Annotated in this window: 18 protein-coding genes; 7 read left to right on the top strand and 11 right to left on the bottom strand. The window is 56.1% G+C overall.

Annotated features, from left to right (window positions below):
* Positions 1–2: 2 nt before the first annotated feature.
* Positions 3–3,770 carry an autotransporter assembly complex protein TamB gene (gene tamB / locus K6R05_RS02745; RefSeq protein ID WP_222924945.1) on the bottom strand — a complete coding sequence of 1,256 codons (3,768 nt, stop codon included), beginning with the start codon at positions 3,768–3,770 and terminating at the stop codon, positions 3–5.
* The gene (gene tamA / locus K6R05_RS02740; protein ID WP_222925448.1) at positions 3,767–5,482 is read right to left on the bottom strand and encodes an autotransporter assembly complex protein TamA; all 1,716 of its coding nucleotides are present in this window, start codon (positions 5,480–5,482) and stop codon (positions 3,767–3,769) included. Before tamA ends, tamB begins: the two co-directional genes overlap by 4 nt.
* Positions 5,483–5,999: 517 nt before the next feature.
* On the opposite strand from tamA, the gene paeA reads away from it, so the two are divergent.
* Positions 6,000–7,322 (top strand): polyamine export protein PaeA, encoded by a 1,323-nt coding sequence (gene paeA, locus K6R05_RS02735; protein WP_013359164.1) that lies wholly within the window; start codon positions 6,000–6,002, stop codon positions 7,320–7,322.
* 82 nt (positions 7,323–7,404) lie between these two features.
* On the opposite strand, the gene K6R05_RS02730 is transcribed toward paeA, so the two are convergent.
* Positions 7,405–7,611, bottom strand: coding sequence for a DUF1107 domain-containing protein (locus tag K6R05_RS02730; RefSeq protein WP_003855513.1), 207 nt, complete (start codon positions 7,609–7,611; stop codon positions 7,405–7,407).
* A 315-nt stretch (positions 7,612–7,926) separates the two neighbouring features.
* On the opposite strand from K6R05_RS02730, the gene K6R05_RS02725 reads away from it, so the two are divergent.
* Positions 7,927–8,484 (top strand): YtfJ family protein, encoded by a 558-nt coding sequence (locus K6R05_RS02725; RefSeq protein ID WP_161734852.1) that lies wholly within the window; start codon positions 7,927–7,929, stop codon positions 8,482–8,484.
* Between the two features lie 66 nt (positions 8,485–8,550).
* On the opposite strand, the gene cysQ is transcribed toward K6R05_RS02725, so the two are convergent.
* Positions 8,551–9,294, bottom strand: coding sequence for a 3'(2'),5'-bisphosphate nucleotidase CysQ (gene cysQ / locus K6R05_RS02720; protein ID WP_161734855.1), 744 nt, complete (start codon positions 9,292–9,294; stop codon positions 8,551–8,553).
* 293 nt (positions 9,295–9,587) lie between these two features.
* On the opposite strand from cysQ, the gene K6R05_RS02715 reads away from it, so the two are divergent.
* A complete protein-coding gene (locus tag K6R05_RS02715; RefSeq protein ID WP_222924944.1) occupies positions 9,588–11,531 on the top strand; it encodes a bifunctional 2',3'-cyclic-nucleotide 2'-phosphodiesterase/3'-nucleotidase in 1,944 nt (647 codons plus the stop codon).
* Between the two features lie 46 nt (positions 11,532–11,577).
* Here K6R05_RS02715 and bamJ read toward each other — a convergent pair whose 3' ends face one another.
* On the bottom strand, positions 11,578–12,198 hold the full coding sequence (bamJ, locus tag K6R05_RS02710; protein ID WP_010256433.1) for a BamJ family beta-barrel-assembly machinery protein: 621 nt from the start codon (positions 12,196–12,198) through the stop codon (positions 11,578–11,580).
* A gap of 220 nt (positions 12,199–12,418) precedes the next feature.
* On the opposite strand from bamJ, the gene K6R05_RS02705 reads away from it, so the two are divergent.
* Entirely contained in the window at positions 12,419–13,096 is a 678-nt protein-coding gene (locus K6R05_RS02705) for a LysM-like peptidoglycan-binding domain-containing protein (RefSeq protein ID WP_161734861.1), read from the top strand.
* An 82-nt stretch (positions 13,097–13,178) separates the two neighbouring features.
* Here the strand turns inward: K6R05_RS02705 and rplI are convergent, their stop codons facing one another.
* Genes rplI through rpsF form a run of 4 tightly spaced genes read right to left on the bottom strand, consistent with a single transcriptional unit; the run spans position 13,179 to position 14,619 of the window.
* Entirely contained in the window at positions 13,179–13,628 is a 450-nt protein-coding gene (gene rplI / locus K6R05_RS02700; protein ID WP_161734864.1) for a 50S ribosomal protein L9, read from the bottom strand.
* 39 nt (positions 13,629–13,667) lie between these two features.
* A complete protein-coding gene (gene rpsR, locus K6R05_RS02695) occupies positions 13,668–13,895 on the bottom strand; it encodes a 30S ribosomal protein S18 (RefSeq protein WP_002210155.1) in 228 nt (75 codons plus the stop codon).
* Between the two features lie 4 nt (positions 13,896–13,899).
* Positions 13,900–14,217 (bottom strand): primosomal replication protein N, encoded by a 318-nt coding sequence (gene priB, locus K6R05_RS02690; RefSeq protein WP_013359169.1) that lies wholly within the window; start codon positions 14,215–14,217, stop codon positions 13,900–13,902.
* A 6-nt stretch (positions 14,218–14,223) separates the two neighbouring features.
* Positions 14,224–14,619, bottom strand: a complete 396-nt coding sequence (rpsF, locus tag K6R05_RS02685) for a 30S ribosomal protein S6 (RefSeq protein ID WP_003855334.1) — start codon at positions 14,617–14,619, stop codon at positions 14,224–14,226.
* Between the two features lie 404 nt (positions 14,620–15,023).
* On the opposite strand from rpsF, the gene K6R05_RS02680 reads away from it, so the two are divergent.
* Complete coding sequence (locus K6R05_RS02680; RefSeq protein WP_013359170.1) at positions 15,024–15,230, top strand: hypothetical protein; 207 nt, start codon at positions 15,024–15,026, stop codon at positions 15,228–15,230.
* Between the two features lie 42 nt (positions 15,231–15,272).
* Here K6R05_RS02680 and yjfP read toward each other — a convergent pair whose 3' ends face one another.
* On the bottom strand, positions 15,273–16,028 hold the full coding sequence (gene yjfP, locus K6R05_RS02675; RefSeq protein WP_222924943.1) for an esterase: 756 nt from the start codon (positions 16,026–16,028) through the stop codon (positions 15,273–15,275).
* A 159-nt stretch (positions 16,029–16,187) separates the two neighbouring features.
* Between yjfP and K6R05_RS02670 the strand changes: the two genes are divergently transcribed.
* Together K6R05_RS02670 and bsmA are read left to right on the top strand one after the other, a co-directional pair.
* A complete protein-coding gene (locus K6R05_RS02670) occupies positions 16,188–18,119 on the top strand; it encodes a methyl-accepting chemotaxis protein (protein WP_222924942.1) in 1,932 nt (643 codons plus the stop codon).
* A gap of 56 nt (positions 18,120–18,175) precedes the next feature.
* Positions 18,176–18,502 (top strand): biofilm peroxide resistance protein BsmA, encoded by a 327-nt coding sequence (gene bsmA / locus K6R05_RS02665; protein WP_033734041.1) that lies wholly within the window; start codon positions 18,176–18,178, stop codon positions 18,500–18,502.
* Here bsmA and K6R05_RS02660 read toward each other — a convergent pair.
* A complete protein-coding gene (locus tag K6R05_RS02660) occupies positions 18,476–20,104 on the bottom strand; it encodes an isovaleryl-CoA dehydrogenase (RefSeq protein WP_161734877.1) in 1,629 nt (542 codons plus the stop codon). The genes bsmA and K6R05_RS02660 overlap by 27 nt on opposite strands.
* Positions 20,105–20,176: the final 72 nt, after the last annotated feature.

Below are 20,176 nucleotides of genomic sequence, written 5' to 3'. Positions count from 1 at the left end.
TGCTAAAACTCAAACTGATAGAGCAAATCGAGAGCCTGATCCACACCGGACACGGCTTCCAGATAGAGTTTAGGCATCAGGCGGTAACGCAAGGTTAACGTCGCCAGTGAATCAAATATGCCAACACCGTATTTTACCTGCAGACCCGGTAGTACATAGCCACTGACCTGCACCTGCTGGCTGTCGCCAACACCCGCAGTATCAACGGCCAGATTACTGACACCGAATGTCTCCCCGATTTTACCCACAACCTGCCCACTTTGTGCAACCCCTAAGCCAACAAGAGCCGAAGTCAGGGCGTTACTGTCGCCGTCACTGCCCAGTCCCTGACCGCGCAGCAGGTAGGAAAGCGCTTCCTGTTGCGACATCGCCGGATCGGAGAAGACCTCTGCTTTCGGCTCATCGGCAAGGCCGGTGACGCGCAGACCGGCAGTGACGCCATCTTCAGTCGCATCCGGGTTACGGATGGCTTCCAGGTTGATGTAAGGCTGGTCCGGCGGGCCAGCAAACTGCAGTTCGCCTTTACGCACAATCAGATCCTGACCGTAGGCGTGGAAGCGACCTGATGGGATATTGATCTGACCGTTTAAGCCCAGTCCTGACCGATCCTGCACCATTTTCAGATCGCCATTCAGTTTCGCTTTCAGGCCAAATGCTGAGAGCCGCACATCGTTACCGACATGGATCACCAGATTACTGTTAATCGGAATCGCGGCGGTTTGCGGTGCGATTGGCTTCAGCTGTTTATCCAGCATCACTTCATCCGACGAGACGCCAGTGGCGCTTTCCGGCACTTCCTGCACCGTGATGCGCGCCCACGGAATGTCGACCCGGCCATCAAGGTTAAAGGCGGCTGGCGTCGCTTCAAATACCAGATCCGGCGAGACGTCCATACGCACCATCGGCGGCACGGTCACGCGAACCCGGCTGCCCTGCGCCGCAATGCGCGCACGCCAGTTATCAAGCTGACTCCAGTCCGCGTTACCGCTAAGGTTGATGTTGCCCTGCCCGGTCTGCACCAGCCCGTTCAGGGTCGAACTCATTCCGTTGAACACCAGATTCAGGTTAGCGGCAGTGAGATCGACCGGCATAAAGTTGCCATCCACATCGACACCCGTCAGACCAAGCTGACCAAACACCTGTGGCTGCTGGATGCTGCCACCCAGACGCAGGCTGCTGTTCAGGCTGCCTTTGATTTTCTCACCCTGCATCAGGGCCGGATTGAGCATCGCCAGCGAGATATTGCGGATGTTAACGTTGCCACCCAGCGTGCGCCGGTTTTGCGGATCGTCGATCTGCACACTGCCATCCAACTGCCCGTTTTTAGCGATGCGGATCAGCCAGTCGAGCTGGGCGCGTCCATTACGCAGCGCGGCATTGAGGTTCAGCGTATCAAAGGCGATGGGCAGGTTATTGCCCTGCACATCCTGCACCACTTTCACGCCATTGCCTTTCAGCGCCACGGTTCCGGTCGGCAGCGCGCCGTCGGCCGTCCAGTTGACGCGCACATCACCGCTGAACAGGCCGCTGAGTTGGGTCGCATCCGGCATAAACGGCTTCACCATCGCCAGGTCAAAGCGATTCAGCACGACATGCGCCTTGCCTTCCGGCCCGGCTTCTACCGGCTCTGGTACACAAATCTGTGCATTCGGGTTCTGCCAGCAGTGCGGCCCAATGGTCGCCGTCTGGCGGCTGTTGAGATAGTCGATGGCCATCGCGCGGGTCAGACGCCACTCGCCGACAGGCGTATCAAAGCGGGTATCGTTCAGCGAGCCTCTCCAGCGTTCGGTCTGGCGATCAAAGCTGCCATTGAGCGCCAGCTGGCCAGAGACCGGTTTGCCCTGCACATTCAGCTTCAGCTGATGCTGACGCTCGTTGCCATCCGCATTCAGCGTCAGCAGGCTGATGTTCAGCGCATCCTGCTTCAGTTGCTCGACGCGCAGTTGCAGTTTACCCGCCACCTGTTCGCCGGAACGCACATCGCCATTCAGCGTAACGCGATTAATTTGCATCTGCTGCCAGCGCAGACCACGACCGTTGAGATCGGCCAGCAGCTGCGGCGCCTTCAGGGTGCCGCGCGCTTTGAGGGTGCCGTTGACGACACCGCCCAGACCGGGCAGTGCATTATCGAGCTGCGGTGCGTCGATGCTGGCATCGAGATCCAGACTGTCACCCAACGCCCCTTTGACATCCAGATGGTTGCGTCCCAGCGCCAGCTTAATGCCCGGCACTGTCCACTGGTTGTAGCTGTTACCGGTCAGTGAGCCGTCAGCGGTCACGGCGTTCTGCTTCACGTTTCCTTTCAGCTGAAGCTGCGGCACACTCAACTGCCAGTTGCCGCCATAAAGGCTGCCGCGGGTGGTAATTTTTCCATCCAGCCGCGCCGGCCAGTCAGGATACTGTTTCGCGGTGTTGATCCCGGCCAGCGTCAGCTCACTGCGCCAGCTGATCGCCTTGCTCCAGTCCACCAGCGCGGTGAGATCGATGTTGCCCTGCAATGCAGCCACGCGCAGGCGATCCAGGCTGAACTGCTCAACATTGCCTTTACCCGTCAGCGAGATAGTGGCTGGTGGTACGGACTCGCCCTTCACGGCGGTTTGCAGTGACATCACATAGTCAGTGGCTTTGCCTTTGAACTGATAGTCCAGGTTATCCGCCTGGTACTGTACCGGGCCGGTTAACGGCCAGCGAAGCTGCGGGCTGGTCAGCTTCAGTGACAGCGGCAGTCCCGCCACCGCCAGCTGGGTCGTGGCGTCCAGCTGCGCATTCACCGGACCGGAGAGGTTCAGCCCCATCTTCAGCTCGTCGCGCATCGCGCCATTCAGTTTCAGCGCCAGCTTTTCGCCTTTAATCGGATCGGTGTTAACTGTACCGTTAAGGGAGAAATCGACCGGCCAGTTATCCGCCAGCGTCGCCTGACCACTACCCTTCAGGTTGCCGAGGTTCGAGTCCACCTCCAGCGTGCTGAGTTGCATCTGACGATCGGCGGTTTTAGCTTTCAGCAGCAACCGGCTGACGGAGATATCGGTATCGCCGGTAATGCGCAGCTGTTCGCCCAGAATCTGCTGAACCTCAATATCCAGCGGCAGACGGAAATCGGGCAGCGCAGGCAGCAGCGGTTGGGCAAACATCGCCTGCAGCGTTTCACCCAGCGGTTTCTCGGCAGGATGGGGCTCCTGGACTTTCGGTTCTACTACCTCGTCATTGACCACTTTCGCCGCTTTCGGCAGCGCAATCAGCAGGCTTTGAATATGGGTCGGATTCAGCGTCAGCGCGCGATCCTGCCATTGCAGGCCGGTAGTGAAGTCGAGCAGCGAGATCGCCGTGTCATCCACTTTGACATTGATGTTGTGCAGGCCAAGATGACGCAGCGTAATCGGGTATGGCGTGCTGAGGTTAGTGCTGCCACTCTCCTCTTCCGGCGCAGGTGCAGCAGGTGTCATCTTCTTGCTGTCAACGACCACGCTGATATCGTGCAGGGAGACGTCGTTAACGCACACGGAGGAGTGCAGCAGGCAGTTGAGATCCACCGCCAGATGAATCTGCCCGGCATCCACGCTGACGCCTGGCATTTCATAGCGCAGACCGTTGAGCGTCAGGTTACGCCAGCCGCCATCGACCTGTTTGATTGACAGGCCGGGCACCCAGCGCGATGCCCCTTTCAGCACTAAATGCAGCCCTGGCGTGGTACCGATTAAAAATGCCGCGCCGCCCAACAGCAGTACCAGAAAGATCAGAATACCGATCAGGACCTTTTTCCACAGCTTCATAGTTCTGGCCCCAGCCCTACGTAAAATTGTAATCCATGTGCCTCGTCATCCCCGATAGGTCTGGCGATATCAAATTTGATGGGGCCAACCGGTGAAGACCATCGTACGCCGACGCCCGCACCGGTTTTGACGTTACTTTGCTTGATGTCGTTAACCGCTTCGCCCGAGTCGACAAACACCGCGCCCCACCATTTCCCGGTGACGTTGTACTGATATTCCAACGATCCGGTGGCGAGTTTGGATGCACCGGTGAGTTTGCCGTCGTCATCACGCGGGGAAATGTTTTTGTATTTGTAGCCACGAATACTGCGGTCACCCCCGGCAAAGAAGCGCAGATCCGGCGGCACTTTGTCAAAGTCGTTGGTTTCGATCCAGCCAAGATTGCCGCGCGCCACAAAGCGATGGCTGTCGCCCAGCGTGCGGATCCAGACGTTTTGCGCCTGCAGGATCAGAAAGTCAACGTCCGAACCCCAGGTCGTATCAGAGACGTCCACCGAGTAGCGCTGTGAATCGCCCCAGGTCGGCATCAGACCGCCACGCGAACGGGTGCGGTTTACGCTGACGCCGGGATAGAGCAGCATCGTGGTGTTGGTCACGCTGCCCTGCGTAAAGTGGTCCAGGCTCCAGCGCAGGTTAACGGCCTTCTGCCAGCCGCTGCTGCTGTCCCAGTTGCGCGACATCGCCAGCGTCGTGGTATCGGCTTTCGTGTCGTTGAGGTCGGTGCGCTTCAGACCGCCAGAGAAGGTGTAATACTGCTCCAGCGGGCTTTTCAGCAGCGGCACTTTGTAGCTGAGATCGACCTGCTGTTCCGGCGCAGAAACGTAGGCGCTGGCCGCCAGGCTGTGGCCGCTGTCGTTGATCCACGGTTTTTTCCAGGTGCCTTTCAGGCGCGGACCGACATCTGTAGAGTAGCCGACACCGGTTTCAATAGTGTTTTCGGTGCGGGGCGACATCACGGCATTCAGCGGCAGGACTTTGGTCTGGCGTCCCTTGCTGAATTCCGGCGCGACCACCACCGAATTAAACCAGCCGGTGGCGGAAAGGCGGCGATTCAGTTCGGCTAAATCGCGGGAACTGTAGTAATCCCCCTCTTTGAACGGCACCAGATTCTGCAGGTACTCTTCGCGAATCTGCGCCCCCTGGAACGTGACGTCGCCAAAGCGATAGCGCTCGCCGCTGTCGTAATCAATATCCCAGAAGGCTTCACGCCGCTCTACCGAGACGCCGAGCTGGCTTTTTTTAAACGTACCGTCGAAGTAGCCGTTACGCAGCGCAAGATTTGAGAAACCGCTTTTGAATTTGTCATATTGCCCGTGGTTAAGCTGCGCGCCCACTTTGGGCCGTCCCTGCTTCACCCAGGCTTTGTAATCGGGATCATTGCGCGCATCGCCTTCAACGACGATGGTGCTGCCGCCGATTTTGACAGGCTCGCCAGGGGTGACATGGGCCACTAATACCGGGCGTCCGCCCTGCGCAGGCGCGGGGCGGGATTCAAAATCGATGGTGGGCTCATAATAACCGAGTGCACGTAGCCCCTCTTTTATCGCAACAGAAACACGCGCGCGAAAACGGCCATCGTTAGAGACCTCATCGCTGCCGATGGTCGACAGGCGCGCCCTGACATTTCTCTGAAGATCCCCGGTTAAGCCGTCTACCTGTAATCGCACTGTCGCCGCCTCAAGGGCGGGCGCGGCAAGCAGCAGGCCAGCCATGCAATAAACATAAAATCGTGGCACCTGTACTCCTGTTAATCATGCCGGCCCCTTTTCCGCGGGGCACTTATTAATCATCTTTGCCCGCACTACCGCAACGGCAACACCCTCATCATAGCCGCACTTTATGGTAAACGGCGGCGCAACGCTGACATCTAAGTCAAATAACAGGGTATTGTCGGTAAATGAGGATCGCGATACAACTCCTGAGGAGTGGAATGATCAATTTCAGATGACTCAGCCAGATAAATCCGAGCCGATAACCGGCTGCTCTGGACGCTAATGCTGTCCGATGCGGCGGTTTGCCCTCTGGCGGCACAATGAGCGCTCCTGCTATAATCTGCCACCACAGGCATTCCGCCTGTTTTCATTTCTGCCCCGACATCTTTTTTCCTGTCGAACAGGCGCAGACATTTTTGGCACGGATAGCTGTGTTTCACGGATAAACCAACTCTGTTTGCGCTTACCCACGCTGCCCAGGCCAAAAATGACAAGTGGATAACCCTTTGGATCTCATATGTTAGATAGCTTACTTGTCATTCTGTTGCTGATCGTAATCAGTGCCTTTTTTTCTCTGTCAGAGATATCGCTGGCGGCCGCCCGTAAGATCAAACTCAAACTGCTGGCCGATGAAGGCAATGTTAATGCGCAGCGTGTGCTTAAAATGCAGGAAACGCCGGGCATGTTCTTCACCGTGGTGCAGATTGGCCTTAACGCCGTCGCCATCCTGGGCGGTATTGTCGGCGACGCCGCCTTTTCACCGGTTTTCAGCGGCCTGTTTAACCGCTTTGTCTCGCCAGAACTGGCAGAGCAGCTCAGCTTTATCTGCTCTTTCACCATCGTCACCAGCCTCTTTATCCTGTTCGCCGACTTAACGCCGAAACGGGTCGGCATGGTCGCCCCGGAAACCATCGCGCTGCGCATCATCAACCCAATGCGTTTCTGCCTGCTGGTGATGCGTCCGCTGGTGTTTCTGTTTAACGGCCTGGCCAACGTCTTCTTCCGTATATTCAAACTGCCGATGGTGCGCAAAGATGACATCACCTCTGACGACATCTATGCCGTCGTTGAAGCGGGTGCCCTGGCGGGCGTGCTGCGTAAGCAGGAGCATGAACTGATTGAAAACGTGTTTGAGCTGGAATCACGTACCGTTCCCTCTTCCATGACCTCGCGTGAGAATATCGTCTGGTTTGATCTGCATGAAGATGAAACCAGCCTCAAGACCAAAATCGCTGAGCATCCGCATTCTAAATTTCTGGTCTGCAGCGGTGATATCGATCATATCGTCGGTTATGTCGACTCTAAAGAGCTGCTGCTGCGTGTGCTGGGCAATCAGAGTATGGCGCTGAACAGCGGCCTGCAGATTCGCTCTGCGCTGATTGTGCCGGACACGCTGACCCTCTCCGAAGCGCTGGAAAGTTTTAAAACCGCTGGCGAAGATTTTGCGGTGATCATGAACGAGTATGCGCTGGTCGTGGGCATCATTACCCTGAATGACGTGATGACCACGCTGATGGGTGACCTGGTGGGACAGGGCATGGAAGAGCAGATTGTGGCGCGCGATGAAAATTCATGGCTGGTTGAGGGCGGCACACCCATTGATGACGTAATGCGCGTGCTGGACATTGATGATTTCCCGCAGTCAGGCAACTACGAAACCATCGGCGGCTTTATGATGTATATGCTGCGTAAGATTCCGAAGCGTACTGATTTTGTGAAGTTTGCTGGCTACAAGTTCGAGGTGGTGGATATTGATAGCTATCGCATCGACCAGCTGCTGGTGACCCGCATCGACGAACGACCGCCGGTACTGAGCATGACGAAAAGCGAAGAAGAGTAGAATGACTCAGGGCCAGGTTCAGACTGTCAAATAAAATAGTCTGACGGGCCAGACACTAAGGGCGCCATCGGCGCCCTTGATATTAGTTGAACTCAAGCTTGAGACGAACGACCTGGCGGTTAATTTCTGACATCACGCTCAGATGCTGTTTGTCTTTAACGCGCGGGATTAAGACTTTCCCTTTATCGAACTCGAACGCGCCAACGTCCTTGATATACAACCTTCCTTTGAACAGCGTTTTTACATATTTCGCTATTTGTAGCGGATTATAGCGCTGGAAGATCTTCATACTGACTAACTCCTGTACATTTTTAAAGCACGCTTCGCCGTTTCCAAATTTGGTTCCAGCCCATGAAGCGCGAATTCGCGATAACTATAGAACACTAAAATCGACTGGTGTTCCGAAAAGTGAATTTTTTTACTGAATTGACACATCATTACAGAACACTCTGTTATCAGCGTCATACAAGACAGTATAAACCTTCATTGGTTAAGGAATTGTGGTGTCCATAACAAACCTGACACCTTTCCATGACAGGCGCATCATCCCTGCTTACTATTGCAGTAAAATGACTAACTGGTCCGATCACTCAAGGAAATAGCAATGCGAAACATTCTGACCGCGGTGGCGCTGTCTTTGCTGATACCAGCAAGCGTGATGGCCCATGACCTCAGGCTGGGATCACGAGTCCCCGCCATTGGCGTCAACGATAAGGGCGAACTGTTATTACAGCAGAAGAAGTTTAGCTACAAAAACTGGAATAGCGCGCAGCTTAGTGGAAAAGTTCGCGTGGTCCAGCATATTGCTGGCCGCTCCTCCGCTAAAGAGATGAATGCGGCACTGATAGAGGCGATCAAGGCCGCGAAGTTGCCGCACGAGCGCTATCAGACCACCACTATCGTAAATACCGATGACGCCATTCCCGGCACCGGCATGTTTGTGCGCAGCAGCGTTGAGACCAACAAGCAGCAATATCCCTGGTCGCAGTTTGTCATCGACAGCAAGGGCAATGTGCAGCATGCCTGGCAGTTACAGTCGGGCGGTTCCGCCATTGTGGTACTGGATAAACAGGGCAAGGTGAGATTTGTGAAGGATGGATCGCTGACGCAGGATGAAGTGACAAAAGTGATGGCGCTGCTGGCCTCACTGCTGAAAGAGTAATCGCTGAAATCCCGGCGGTCACAGAGCGACCGTCGGCATTTCATAAGCCTGCAAATTCAGACAGCATTAAAACAGTGAGACGCGGAAGCCAGGATTAAGAAAGGATTCGCGCGGCGCGTAGTCCAGGGTTTTACCCTGCCAGTCATGAACATGGGCGCCAGCGGCCATCGCCACGGCATGACCCGCGCCGGTATCCCAGATGTTGGTTGGCCCGAAACGGGGATAGAGCTGGGCTTTCCCTTCCGCCACCAGGCAGAATTTCAGAGAAGAGCCGGTGGCGACGGTCTGATGTTCACCCAGCTGTTTCAGGTACTCTTTCATCTCGGCGTCATCGCCATGTGAGCGGCTTACCACCACCAGCGGAGGACGCGCGTCACGGGCATGAATCTGCTCACGCTGACCGCCCTCCTCTTTCCACGCTTTGCCATCTGCTGCGGAGTACATTACGCCCAGCACCGGCGCGTAAACCACGCCCATCACTGGCTTGCCCGCTTCGATCAGCGCAATATTGACGGTAAATTCGCCGTTACGCTTGATGAACTCTTTGGTGCCATCCAGCGGATCGACCAGCCAGTAACGCTGCCAGTGCTGACGCACCTCCCAGGCAGGGGGATCTTCTTCTGACAGCACCGGGATTTCAGGCGATAACTGCTTCAGGCCCTGCATGATAACGTGGTGCGCCGCGATATCTGCGGCGGTCACCGGTGAATCGTCCGATTTGTGAGAAACGTCAAGCGGCGCGGCATCGTTATAGACCTGCATAATCGCGTCGCCCGCTTCGCGTGCCAGTTGGCAGATTTGCTCTAACATTTTTCACCTCGTTGTGTCTGTCTGCTGCGGGATAGGTTCACCCCAGCTAGTGACATTTTAGCAGTTCAGCCTGCGGTGCTCATGCACAGGCAGGCTGACCCATCAATTTATAGATATATCAATACCATAGTTACACGCTTATCGCTACGCCTGCGCCGATGCGCCTCCGTCGTATAAGAATCCGCCGCTGGCTGATGCACCAAAACGTTATATCCATCACGATTTAAAATGACTATCTGTCATGCTTTTACATTATTTTGAGAGCCTTAATTTAATTTGCAGCAGGAGCAAGCATGTTTAAGCCCGGAATGATGTTACTGGCCCTGAGCGTTTCCGTCGCCACCCAGGCCGCAACGGTGGATTTGCGGATACTTGAAACCACCGATCTGCACAGCAATATGATGGATTTCGACTATTACAAAGACACGCCAACCGCGAAGTTTGGGCTGGTGCGAACCGCCACGCTGATTCACACTGCGCGCCAGGAGGTGAAGAACAGTCTGCTGGTCGATAATGGTGACATCATCCAGGGCAGCCCGCTGGGTGACTATATGGCGGCCAAAGGGTTACGTGATGGCGAGATTCATCCGGTCTATAAGGCGCTCAACACCCTGGATTACAGCGTCGGTAACCTCGGTAATCATGAATTCAATTATGGCTTGCCCTACCTGAAAAAAGCGCTGGCAGGCGCCCGCTTTCCTTATGTGAACGCCAACGTGATTGATGTGAAGAGCGGCAAGCCGCTGTTTACCCCATATATCATCAAATCCACCACGGTGGTTGATCGTGAGGGGAAAACACAGACCCTGAAGGTTGGCTATATCGGCTTTGTGCCGCCGCAGATCATGGTGTGGGATAAAGCCAACCTGCAGGGCAAGGTACGGGTCGATGACATCACCGAAACGGCACGCCGCTACGTGCCTGAGATGCGTGCGCAGGGTGCCGATCTGATTATTGCTATCCCTCACTCCGGCCTGAGCAGCGAGCCGTATCACACGATGGCGGAAAACTCGGTTTACTATCTCAGCCAGGTAGAAGGCATCAATGCCATCCTGTTTGGTCATGCACATGCAGTCTTCCCCAGTGAGGAGTTCGCCGCCATTAAGGGTGCAGACATCGCTAACGGCACGCTGAACGGGATTCCGGCAGTGATGCCAGGCATGTGGGGCGATCATCTGGGTGTGGTCGATCTGGTGCTGAGCAATGAAGATGGACACTGGCAGGTAAGCAGTGGCAAAGCACAGGCGCGGCCAATTTATGACATCGCCGCAAAGAAATCACTGGCCGCAGAGGATCCGACGCTGGTAAAAGTGCTCGCTGACGATCACCGCGCGACACGGGAGTTTGTGGCGAAACCCATCGGCAAGTCCGCCGATGTGATGTACAGCTATCTGTCGCTGGTTCAGGACGACCCAACCGTGCAGATCGTCAATAATGCTCAACGCGCCTATGTGGAGCACTTTATTCAGGGCGATCCGGATCTGGGCCGACTGCCGGTACTCTCCGCTGCTGCGCCGTTTAAAGCGGGCGGACGTAAAAACGACCCATCAAGCTACACCGAAGTGGAGAAAGGCGCGCTGACCTTCCGTAACGCCGCCGACCTTTATCTCTATCCCAATACGCTGGTGGTGATGAAAGTCACAGGCGCACAGGTCAAAGAGTGGCTGGAGTGTTCTGCGGGCCAGTTTAACCAGATCGATCCACACAGCAGCAAAACGCAGTCGCTGATCAACTGGGATTTCCGCACCTATAACTTCGATGTGATCGATGGGGTAAATTACCAGATCGATGTGACTCAACCCGCGCGCTACGACGCGGAGTGTAAACTGATCCACCCGGATGCTTCACGTATCCGCCAGCTTACCTGGCAGGGTAAGCCCGTCGATCCGCAGGCCACTTTCCTGGTCGCGACCAATAACTATCGCGCTTACGGCGGCAAGTTTGCTGGCACCGGGGATAAGTACATTGCCTTTGCTTCGCCGGACGAGAACCGGGCAGCGGTTGCGGCTTATATCAGCGCGGAAACCAAAGCACACGGTGAAGTGCAGCCGAAGGCGGACAATAACTGGCGTCTGGCACCGATTACCGCATCCACCCCGCTCAATATTCAGTTTGAAACGGCACCGGGTGATAAGGCGACCAACTTTATTCAGCAGCATGCGCAATATCCGCTTCAGCCCAAAGGCACAGATGCGATTGGCTTTGCGCTGTGGCAGGTGAATTTACAGCAAAAATAAGGCGGGAGAAAAACGCTGCAACCGGATTGGTTGCAGCGTCCGGGTATTACAGAATTTCCAGCAGTTCGACTTCGAAGATCAGGGTGCTGAATGGTGGGATAGAGGCACCCGCACCGCGCTCGCCATACGCGAGGTTCTGTGGGATCACCAGTTCCCATTTTGAGCCAACCGGCATCAGGGTCAGTGCTTCGATCCAGCCAGGGATAACACCACTTACCGGGAATTCAGCCGGTTCGCCACGGGCAACCGAGCTGTCGAATACGCTGCCGTCGATCAGTTTGCCGGTGTAATGAACGCGTACGCGATCCTGACGTGATGGGATTGGACCTTCGCCCTGAGTAATCACGCTGAACTGCAGGCCTGATTCGGTGCTGCTCACGCCTTCACGCTGCGCATGTTCCTGCAGGAACGCCTGACCTTCTGCTGCCATGGCTTCGGTGCGCTCACGGCGCACGCCTTCTGCACGTTCGTGTACTTCACGCAGTGCGCGATGAACCACGTCAACCGGTACGGCCGGTGAGTTCCCTTCCAGCGCGTCGCGCAGACCCGCGAGCAGTGCTTCTGGTTGCAGACCCTGCAGACCAGATTCCAGCAACTGCTGGCCAACCTGTAAACCAATACCGTAACTTGCTTGTGCTTCGACGCTGTCGAAAGAAGGGGTAGTCATCTTCGTTCCTTTCACTCTCGGATAAATTCGAACCGGCAGCATAGCAGTGCAGGCCGCTGGCGTAAAATGCCCTGCGTCGCAGATGACTTTTACTGATGAAAGAGAAACAATAGAGCCGTCAAATTTATCAATGCTGGCAGGCACTTCGCGCCGGTATTGCCCATACTATAACTATCGATGGGGATCACCCCGTCTGTAGCACCTGAATAAGAGAGTAAACATGGGCCAGATTGCCCCACGCCGCCGCAGGATGCGTGCACAACATATTGTAACCCGGCTACAGACCTGGCTGGCCGCACGCAGGCCGCAGCAGCCTGCCGGAGAGGAGGAACCCCGAATGGCTTCAGACGCGTCATCCCGCCTGCCGAGCTGGCTACAGCGTATCTGGCATTTTACCGACCACATTCGCTGGATGGATCCGCTGCCAGCGCCGCACCGCCGGGGCATCGTAGCTGCCCTGCTGGTGATACTGGTGGCGTTTCTCTGGCCCGCCAGTACATTGCGCTATCCGGTTGAGCAGCCTGTTACACCCTCGGCTGAGAAGGAGGTACCGATGCAGGCGGATATTTATGAAAACAACGGTACCCGCCAGCCTTCATCCTCACAATCTCAGCAGACGCCAAAAGCCGATTCTCAGGGGGAATGGCGTAACCTCACCATCGCTTCCGGTCAGACGCTGGCGCAGCTGTTCCGTGACAACAGTCTGCCGGTCAATGATGTGTTTGCGATGGCGCGGGTAGAGGGTAGCGATCAGCCGCTCAGCACACTGAAAAGTGGTCAGCAGGTAAAAATCCGTCAGGATGCGCAGGGTGCAGTAACAGGTCTGACGGTGGAGGGCGCTAACGGCCCGGTGCTGTTTACCCGTCAGCCCGATGGCAGCTTTATTCGCGCGCAGTAATGCGAACAGCGGATAAACAAAGGTATAAAAACAAAAACGCCGGCACAGGGCCGGCGTTGATGTCGTGCTTAGTTAATCAGGATTAACCAGCAACAACTTTCACGTTCAGTTTAGCGAAGACTTCGCTGTGAACCTGGAAGCTTACTTCATGCTCACCGGTAGTGCGCAGAACGCCGTTCGGCAGACGAACTTCGCTCTTAGCAACTTCAACGCCTGCTGCAGTCACTGCATCAGCGATGTCGCGGGTACCGATTGAACCGAACAGTTTACCTTCATCGCCTGCTTTAGACGTGATGGTTACCGTGCCCAGTGCATTGATTTTCTCAGCGCGTGCAGTTGCTGCAGACTGAACGTCAGCCAGTTTGGCTTCCAGTTCAGCACGGCGTGCTTCGAAGAACTCAACGTTTTTCCTGGTGGCAGGAACAGCTTTGCCCTGTGGTACCAGGAAGTTACGAGCGTAGCCCGCTTTAACGTTAACCTGATCACCCAGGGTGCCAAGGTTTGCTACTTTATCAAGCAGAATAACTTGCATTACCTTATCCTCTTAAAGTCGTTAATGGACAGTTGCCGATTACTGATGACGATCAGTGTACGGCAGCAGAGACAGGTAACGCGCACGCTTGATGCAGCGAGCCAACTGACGCTGGTATTTTGCACGAGTACCGGTGATACGGCTCGGGACAATTTTACCGCTTTCGGTAATGTAGTTTTTCAACGTTGCGATGTCTTTGTAATCGATCTCAACAACGCCTTCCGCGGTGAAACGGCAGAACTTGCGACGACGGAAATAACGTGCCATTAGGCTAGTCTCCAGAATCTATCAATTCAATCTGCTCGGCATGGAACACCACTTTGCTCTGGCCATTTCGTGCCTGATGGCAACTAATGAAACCGTCGAGTGTGAGTTGCGTGCCGACCGTTATATGTTGAGTAATCACCTGATGGGCGCTGCCGCTAATAATAACAGGCATACGACACCAGGCTTGCCGGTGAAACCCGGCCTCCTCCTGCACTGAGCGGTGCTCAAGCACGAACTGACAGTGAGGAATTCCTGACGGGCTAACTCTTCGAACCGGTGTCCTGCACACAGTGCCTGACAGGCGAAGTCGATTGACCGTCACGATGGATTACTCTTCAGAATCCCCAGCATCTGACTCATCAGCGGATTCGTTAGCAAAATCTTCGCGACGATCACGACGCTCATCTTTCGCTTTAACCATCGGCGATGCTTCAGTTACCGCGTTTTTAACGCGCATAACCATGCTACGGATAACGGCGTCGTTGAAGCGGAAGTTCGTTTCCAGCTCATCGATCGCTTCCTGCGGCGCTTCAACGTTCATCAGAACGTAATGCGCTTTGTGCAGTTTGTTGATCGGGTAAGCCAGCTGACGGCGGCCCCAGTCTTCCAGACGGTGAATCGTGCCTTCTGCACCAGTGATAGCACCAGTGTAACGCTCGATCATGCCAGGAACCTGTTCGCTCTGGTCAGGATGAACCATAAATACGATTTCGTAATGACGCATCGAAATTGCTCCTTACGGATTATTCAGCCTCCTGTCGGGGTCAACCGCGGCCCATGGAAGCAAGGAACGTTATAGGCTGTGTCCCACAAAGGTTCGCTGTGACGAGCGTTTGTGGGACACAGCCTGAGAATGCGGCTGAAAAATTGACGCGTAATCATACTGGTGACGGCCCGTGAACTCAAGCGCACATTTAAACAAATTGCCGGTAGCGTGCCAGATACCGTGGCTTTTTGTGCTAATGGCGTGAATACAGCGGGTTAATGCCGCTTTGTTCAAAAACGCTGACGAAGAGGTTCAGAGGAACGATCTGGCGATACTATGCTCAGTCGCTAAACTGAATAAAGACGCGACGATTCGCTTCGTGGCGTCATTCAGAGTGTGTTCCCTGAAGTGAGGAGTCGGGCATGAAAACGTTCGTCATCGCCACTTTACTGGGTCTCTTCCTGTCTCCACCCGCTCTTGCCAGCTATGCTGACTGTGCGCAGCAGATGAGAAGTCACAGCAGCGAAGCGGCATCGGGTTATGTCTACGTTAACCGTCTGGATACGCCGGAAAGAAACCCGGTCAATGCGCCTGCCAGAACAGCAGAAAAATCGTCTGCACACTGGTAAGTGCCGGTAAGTTTACGGGCGGCAGAGTTCTTCTACGCCCGTTCATTGTTCAAAGCTGATCTTTAAAAAGCTGACCAGCGCCGTCAATGCGGATGGGGTGATCTTATGCCCAATCTGCTTTTCCGATAGCGTGGTCAGATGCTGCGCCAGCCCGTTTTCACGCAGTGCGCGCTCCAGTCGGACGCTCTCCGCCCAGGGCACCACCTCATCCGCCTCGCCGTGCCATAACAGCAGCGGTCGGTTTGCCAGTGCCTGCAGACGATTGCAGGGATCATAGTCCGCCAGCGGTGCCATGCGGGCTGCAAACTGCGCCTTCTGCTCTGGCGTATCGGCCACCAGCGGCGGAAAGAGCGACTCGCTGAGCTGCATAAAATAGCCCGATCCCATCATGCAGGCGACACTTTGAATCTGTGGATAACGCGCCATCGCACCCAGCGCCGTCATCCCGCCCATCGACGCGCCTGCCACGGCGAAATGCCCGTCAGCGATCAGATTCTTATTACGCAGCGCAGTCTCCAGCAGCGGCAGCTCATCAATGTTCTGCTTCAGTATTTCCCAGAAGCGGCCCAGGCGTGCTTCGGCATCACCGTGAAAACGCGCGCCGTGCAGCTCGGCATCCGGCATGACTGCACGAAATCCCGCCTGCGCCAGCGCAACGGCGAAGTAGGCGTAGACCTCTTTTGATGAGGTGAAGCCGTGATAAAACAGTACGGTCGTCAGCGGCTGATTCCGCTGTCCGGCAGGCGTGGCGTGCAGGCATTCGATACCGGCCAGCGTTTCTGTGGTGAGTTCAATCATGGTCTCTCCTGAGCGGGGGCAAGGCGTGCCGTTCAAGTGTACGTTCTGCGGGTTAATTTGCGAAATTCCCCGCTGCGCTTAGTTATGCTTTTCCACGCTAAACTTTTTCCACAGCGTGCCGTTGATCGTGTATTCCCCTAACTTGATCAAAGGTAATTTATGAAGCGTCTCTCTCTCAGCGGACTGAGTCTCGGAGTTAAGCTGTCTGTACTGACGTCTCTCAGCGTAGCGCTGCTGTTGCTGGTACTGACCCTGACTCAAAGCCACAACGCCTCGCGCCAGCTGGAAAATCTCGCCATTGATGACATGCACAACCAGGTGCAGGGCATCTATGAAATGACTACCATGTTTAACGCCACCCTCACCGAAGAGGTGGCTCACTACACCGATTTATTTACCAGTTTCCTGCCCAGGCGCTTTAGCCTGGATGAAAGCTCGCGGGTGCAGGTGGGTACCATTTCGACGCCGGTGCTGCGTGCCGGATTAAAAACGCTGAACCTCGATCAGACCGCGGTTGACGATTTCACCGACCGCACTGCCGCTGTGGCGACCATTTTCGTGCGCGATGGTGATGATTTTGTCCGTGTTTCAACCTCGCTGAAAAAAGAAGATGGCAGTCGCGCCATCGGTACGCAGCTGGACCGCAGCGGTGCCGCCTGGAAGAGTGTTCACCAGGGCGAAGTCTACCGCGGCCTGGCCACGCTGTTCGGCCATCGCTACATCACGCAGTATCAGCCGGTAAAAGATGAGAGTGGCAAAGTCGTCGCCATCCTGTTTGTCGGTGTTGGCATTGATAAGCAGTATGCCCTGATGCGCGAGAAAATCCTGGCGCGACGGCTGGGCGACAGCGGCCATTTCTATGTGCTCAACGGCACGCCAGGCAAGAATCAGGGCGAGTATCTGTTCGATCAGCAAAATGAAGGGAAACGGCCAGACTGGGATGACGCGACACTTCAGCCCCTGTTGACGCAGCCGCAGGGTATGCAGCAGGTGGAGATCAACGGTAAACAGCAGATGCTGGCATGGCAGCAGCTGCCGGGCTGGAACTGGGTGATTACCGGTGAAGTTAACCGTGCCAGCCTGCTCGCCCCGATTACCCACAGCCGTAACCTGTTCCTGATTACCGGACTGATTCTGGTGGTGATCTTCGCACTGGGGTTTGTCTGGTACAGCCGCCGGGCGATTACCCGTCCGCTACAGCAGGTGATCCATCTGGCGGAGCAGTATGCCGCCGGAAATCTGCAGGTCCATATGGATACCCGCCGTCGTGATGAAGTCGGTCAGTTGATTATTGCGATTAACGGCATTGGCGATGGGCTGGAAAAAATCGTCGGCCAGGTGCGCGGCGCGGCGCAGGAGATCAGCGACGGCACGGACACCATCGCGGCCAGCAGCCATAACATCAGCGAGCAGATCGGGCGTCAGGCCAGCAGCGTGGAGCAGACCTCTGCCAGCATGGAGCAGTTTGGTGCCACGGTCGAACACACCGCTGACAGCCTGCGTCAGGCGATGTCACTGGTGGCCGAAGCCAGCGATATCGTCAGTCATGGCAGCCAGACGGTGGTGCACTCGGTTAACACCATGTCGGCCATTAAGGTGTCATCGCAAAGCATTGCGGATATCACCCATGTGATTGAGTCGATCGCCTTCCAGACCAATATTCTGGCACTGAATGCGGCCGTTGAAGCGGCACGAGCCGGTGAACAGGGCCGTGGCTTTGCTGTGGTGGCTGCAGAAGTGCGTGCGCTGGCACAGCGTTCCGCGCAGGCCGCCAAAGAGATTGATGGATTGATTGCCACCTCTATCAGCAACGTGGCGGAGGGACACCAGCTCTCTGAGCAGACGCGTGATGCGATGACCAACATTGTGACCCACATCGAACAGGTGCAGGCGCTGATGGGCGAGATCAACGTGGCAGCGCAGGAGCAGGCGGCGGGTATCGGCCAGGTGAATCTGGCGATGAACCAGATCAGCCAGGCAACCCATCAGAACAGTGAACTGGTGGCACAGGCAGAACACAGCGCACAGAACCTGAGTGATAAAGGGCATCACCTGACTCAGCTGGTCAGCGTTTTCAGCCTTAAATCCTGACGTCATTCAGGACGATGACATACACTTATTGTTTCGTCCTGAACAGGGGTTTGGCTATGCGTTCCGCTTACTTACTGATCATCAGTCTGTTGCTGGCAGGCTGTTCCGCGCTTGAAACCACGCCAAAAGCCCCGCCTGCGCCAACCCAACAGGCGCAGGAAATTTCACGGGCACAGAGTGGCGGTTTGCCGAAGCTGGGTAACATTACCGTTAACGTGCATGGCTCACCGGATGATGCCCAGCGGGCCATCGCCGCCCAGGCTAATCAGGCTGGCGCGGCTTACTATCAGATCGTGATGCTAAGCGAAACCGTGATGCCCGGTTTATGGTACGCCAGCGCAATTCTGTATGGTGCCTCACCGGCCACAGGCGCGGGCCAGTAACCGGTCAGTTACTGCAGCCTCAGACGGGTGTGAACCCCGCTGGTCGAGCCACTGCTGGCACCACGCATCCGCCAGCGGTGGCTCACTGTATTTCAGTAGCTGAGCGCCTGTCGCCAGCTGCAGCAGCGCGTGGGTGACGTCGCGCGCCTGCTCTTCGGGAACGTTCTTAAGCCTCAGTCGCAGCTGACGCCAGCGCGTATCGAAATGACGATTACTCCCTTTTACCGCCTCAAACTCCTGACTCAGCATCTCAGTCACCTCTGCGTGACGGGCGAGTACGCGCAGAACGTCAAGACACATCACATTGCCCGATCCTTCCCAGATGCTGTTGACCGGCATGTCACGATAGAGGCGCGGCAGCTCACTCGCTTCGCAGTAGCCGATGCCCCCCAGCACTTCCATCGATTCCGCCACAAACGGCGCACCCGCTTTGCAAATCACATATTTTGCCGCTGGCGTAAATAAACGGGCAAAGGCGACCTCATGCGGTTTGGCCGGTTGTGACCAGGCACGAGCCAGCCGCATCAGCAAGGCGGTTTGCCCCTCAAGCTGCAGCGCCTGCTGTGCCAGAACCTGACGCATCAGTGGCTGATCCACCAGATTTTTTCCCATGACCTGACGCTGATGGGCATGCCAGATCGCCACTGAGAAGGCACGCCGCATCTGGCCATGACTGCCGAGCGCGCAGTCAAAGCGCGTCATACCGGCCATTTTCAGGATCAGTCGTACGCCTTCGCCCTCCTCACCCAGCAGCCAGCCGGTCGCGTCGCGAAATTCCACTTCGCAGCTGGCATTTGAGCGATTGCCCAGCTTATCTTTGAGCTGCTCAAGCTGGATGGCGTTGCGTGACCCATCGGGCAACAGACGCGGCAGGAAAAAACAGCTTAATCCCTCGGGCGTCTGGGCCAGGACCAGATGCGCATCGCTCTGCGGCACTGAGAAGAACCACTTGTGACCGGTCAGTCGGTAGGCTTCTCCCGCGCCGCGCGCCCCCAGCGGCTCGGCACGGGTGGTGCTGGTAAGCAGATCGCTGCCGCCCTGCTTTTCTGTCATGCCCATCCCGATCAGCAATCCGCGTTTCTGGTCGCCAGGCTGTGTATGCGTGTCGTAGCGGTCGCTGAGCAGCGGATCGAGCCAGCTTTCAAACGCGGCGGGCAGATAAGTCTGCAGCAGCGGAATGGCGGCGTGCGTCATGGTCACCGGGCAGAGCGTACCCGCATCTACCTGTGCGTGCAGAATAAAGCGTGCAGCGCGCGCTACGCTGGCCTGTTCACGCACCGTCGGTTGCCAGCTGAGATTGTGCAGACGACTGGCGCAGACGCCCTGCATCAGCAGATGCCAGGCAGGATGAAAGCGAATCTCATCCAGGCGCACGCCACGGGCATCGTAGCGCAGCAGTTCAGGCGGTTCAGCGTTGGCGAGTCGGCCCAGCTCCAGCGACTCGGCGCTGCCCAGCTGGCGGCCGACTGACGCCAGCCATTCCCCATCCCATCCGGCGCCTTCGCGTGACAGTGCCTCGCCAAGCGGCGTGTCGGACAGGAACAGGTTACTGTTGCTCAGAGGATGGGGCTGATTAAAAACGGTGTGTGTTGTCCAGGTCATAACCACTCCTCGCGGATGTCACTCAGTAAGTATACCCGTCGTCTTTCAAGCTGCATTTTTGTTGGCTGCGTT

It is taken from the genome of Pantoea alfalfae (assembly GCF_019880205.1).
GTDB classification, from domain to species: domain Bacteria; phylum Pseudomonadota; class Gammaproteobacteria; order Enterobacterales; family Enterobacteriaceae; genus Pantoea; species Pantoea alfalfae.
Note: the sequence above shows the minus strand (reverse complement) of the source record. Positions and strands in the feature narration are given on the sequence as shown.

Coding starts and splice junctions, on each gene's coding strand:
- bsmA (WP_033734041.1), top strand. CDS start 18,176: ATGCGTTCCGCTTACTTACTGATCATCAGTCTGTTGCTGGCAGGCTGT.
- tamB (WP_222924945.1), bottom strand. CDS start 3,770: ATGAAGCTGTGGAAAAAGGTCCTGATCGGTATTCTGATCTTTCTGGTA.
- yjfP (WP_222924943.1), bottom strand. CDS start 16,028: ATGATTGAACTCACCACAGAAACGCTGGCCGGTATCGAATGCCTGCAC.
- K6R05_RS02705 (WP_161734861.1), top strand. CDS start 12,419: ATGGGCCAGATTGCCCCACGCCGCCGCAGGATGCGTGCACAACATATT.
- K6R05_RS02730 (WP_003855513.1), bottom strand. CDS start 7,611: ATGAAGATCTTCCAGCGCTATAATCCGCTACAAATAGCGAAATATGTA.
- bamJ (WP_010256433.1), bottom strand. CDS start 12,198: ATGACTACCCCTTCTTTCGACAGCGTCGAAGCACAAGCAAGTTACGGT.
- K6R05_RS02725 (WP_161734852.1), top strand. CDS start 7,927: ATGCGAAACATTCTGACCGCGGTGGCGCTGTCTTTGCTGATACCAGCA.
- K6R05_RS02670 (WP_222924942.1), top strand. CDS start 16,188: ATGAAGCGTCTCTCTCTCAGCGGACTGAGTCTCGGAGTTAAGCTGTCT.
- cysQ (WP_161734855.1), bottom strand. CDS start 9,294: ATGTTAGAGCAAATCTGCCAACTGGCACGCGAAGCGGGCGACGCGATT.
- paeA (WP_013359164.1), top strand. CDS start 6,000: ATGTTAGATAGCTTACTTGTCATTCTGTTGCTGATCGTAATCAGTGCC.
- tamA (WP_222925448.1), bottom strand. CDS start 5,482: ATGGCTGGCCTGCTGCTTGCCGCGCCCGCCCTTGAGGCGGCGACAGTG.
- rpsR (WP_002210155.1), bottom strand. CDS start 13,895: ATGGCACGTTATTTCCGTCGTCGCAAGTTCTGCCGTTTCACCGCGGAA.
- K6R05_RS02680 (WP_013359170.1), top strand. CDS start 15,024: ATGAAAACGTTCGTCATCGCCACTTTACTGGGTCTCTTCCTGTCTCCA.
- K6R05_RS02715 (WP_222924944.1), top strand. CDS start 9,588: ATGTTTAAGCCCGGAATGATGTTACTGGCCCTGAGCGTTTCCGTCGCC.
- rpsF (WP_003855334.1), bottom strand. CDS start 14,619: ATGCGTCATTACGAAATCGTATTTATGGTTCATCCTGACCAGAGCGAA.
- rplI (WP_161734864.1), bottom strand. CDS start 13,628: ATGCAAGTTATTCTGCTTGATAAAGTAGCAAACCTTGGCACCCTGGGT.
- K6R05_RS02660 (WP_161734877.1), bottom strand. CDS start 20,104: ATGACCTGGACAACACACACCGTTTTTAATCAGCCCCATCCTCTGAGC.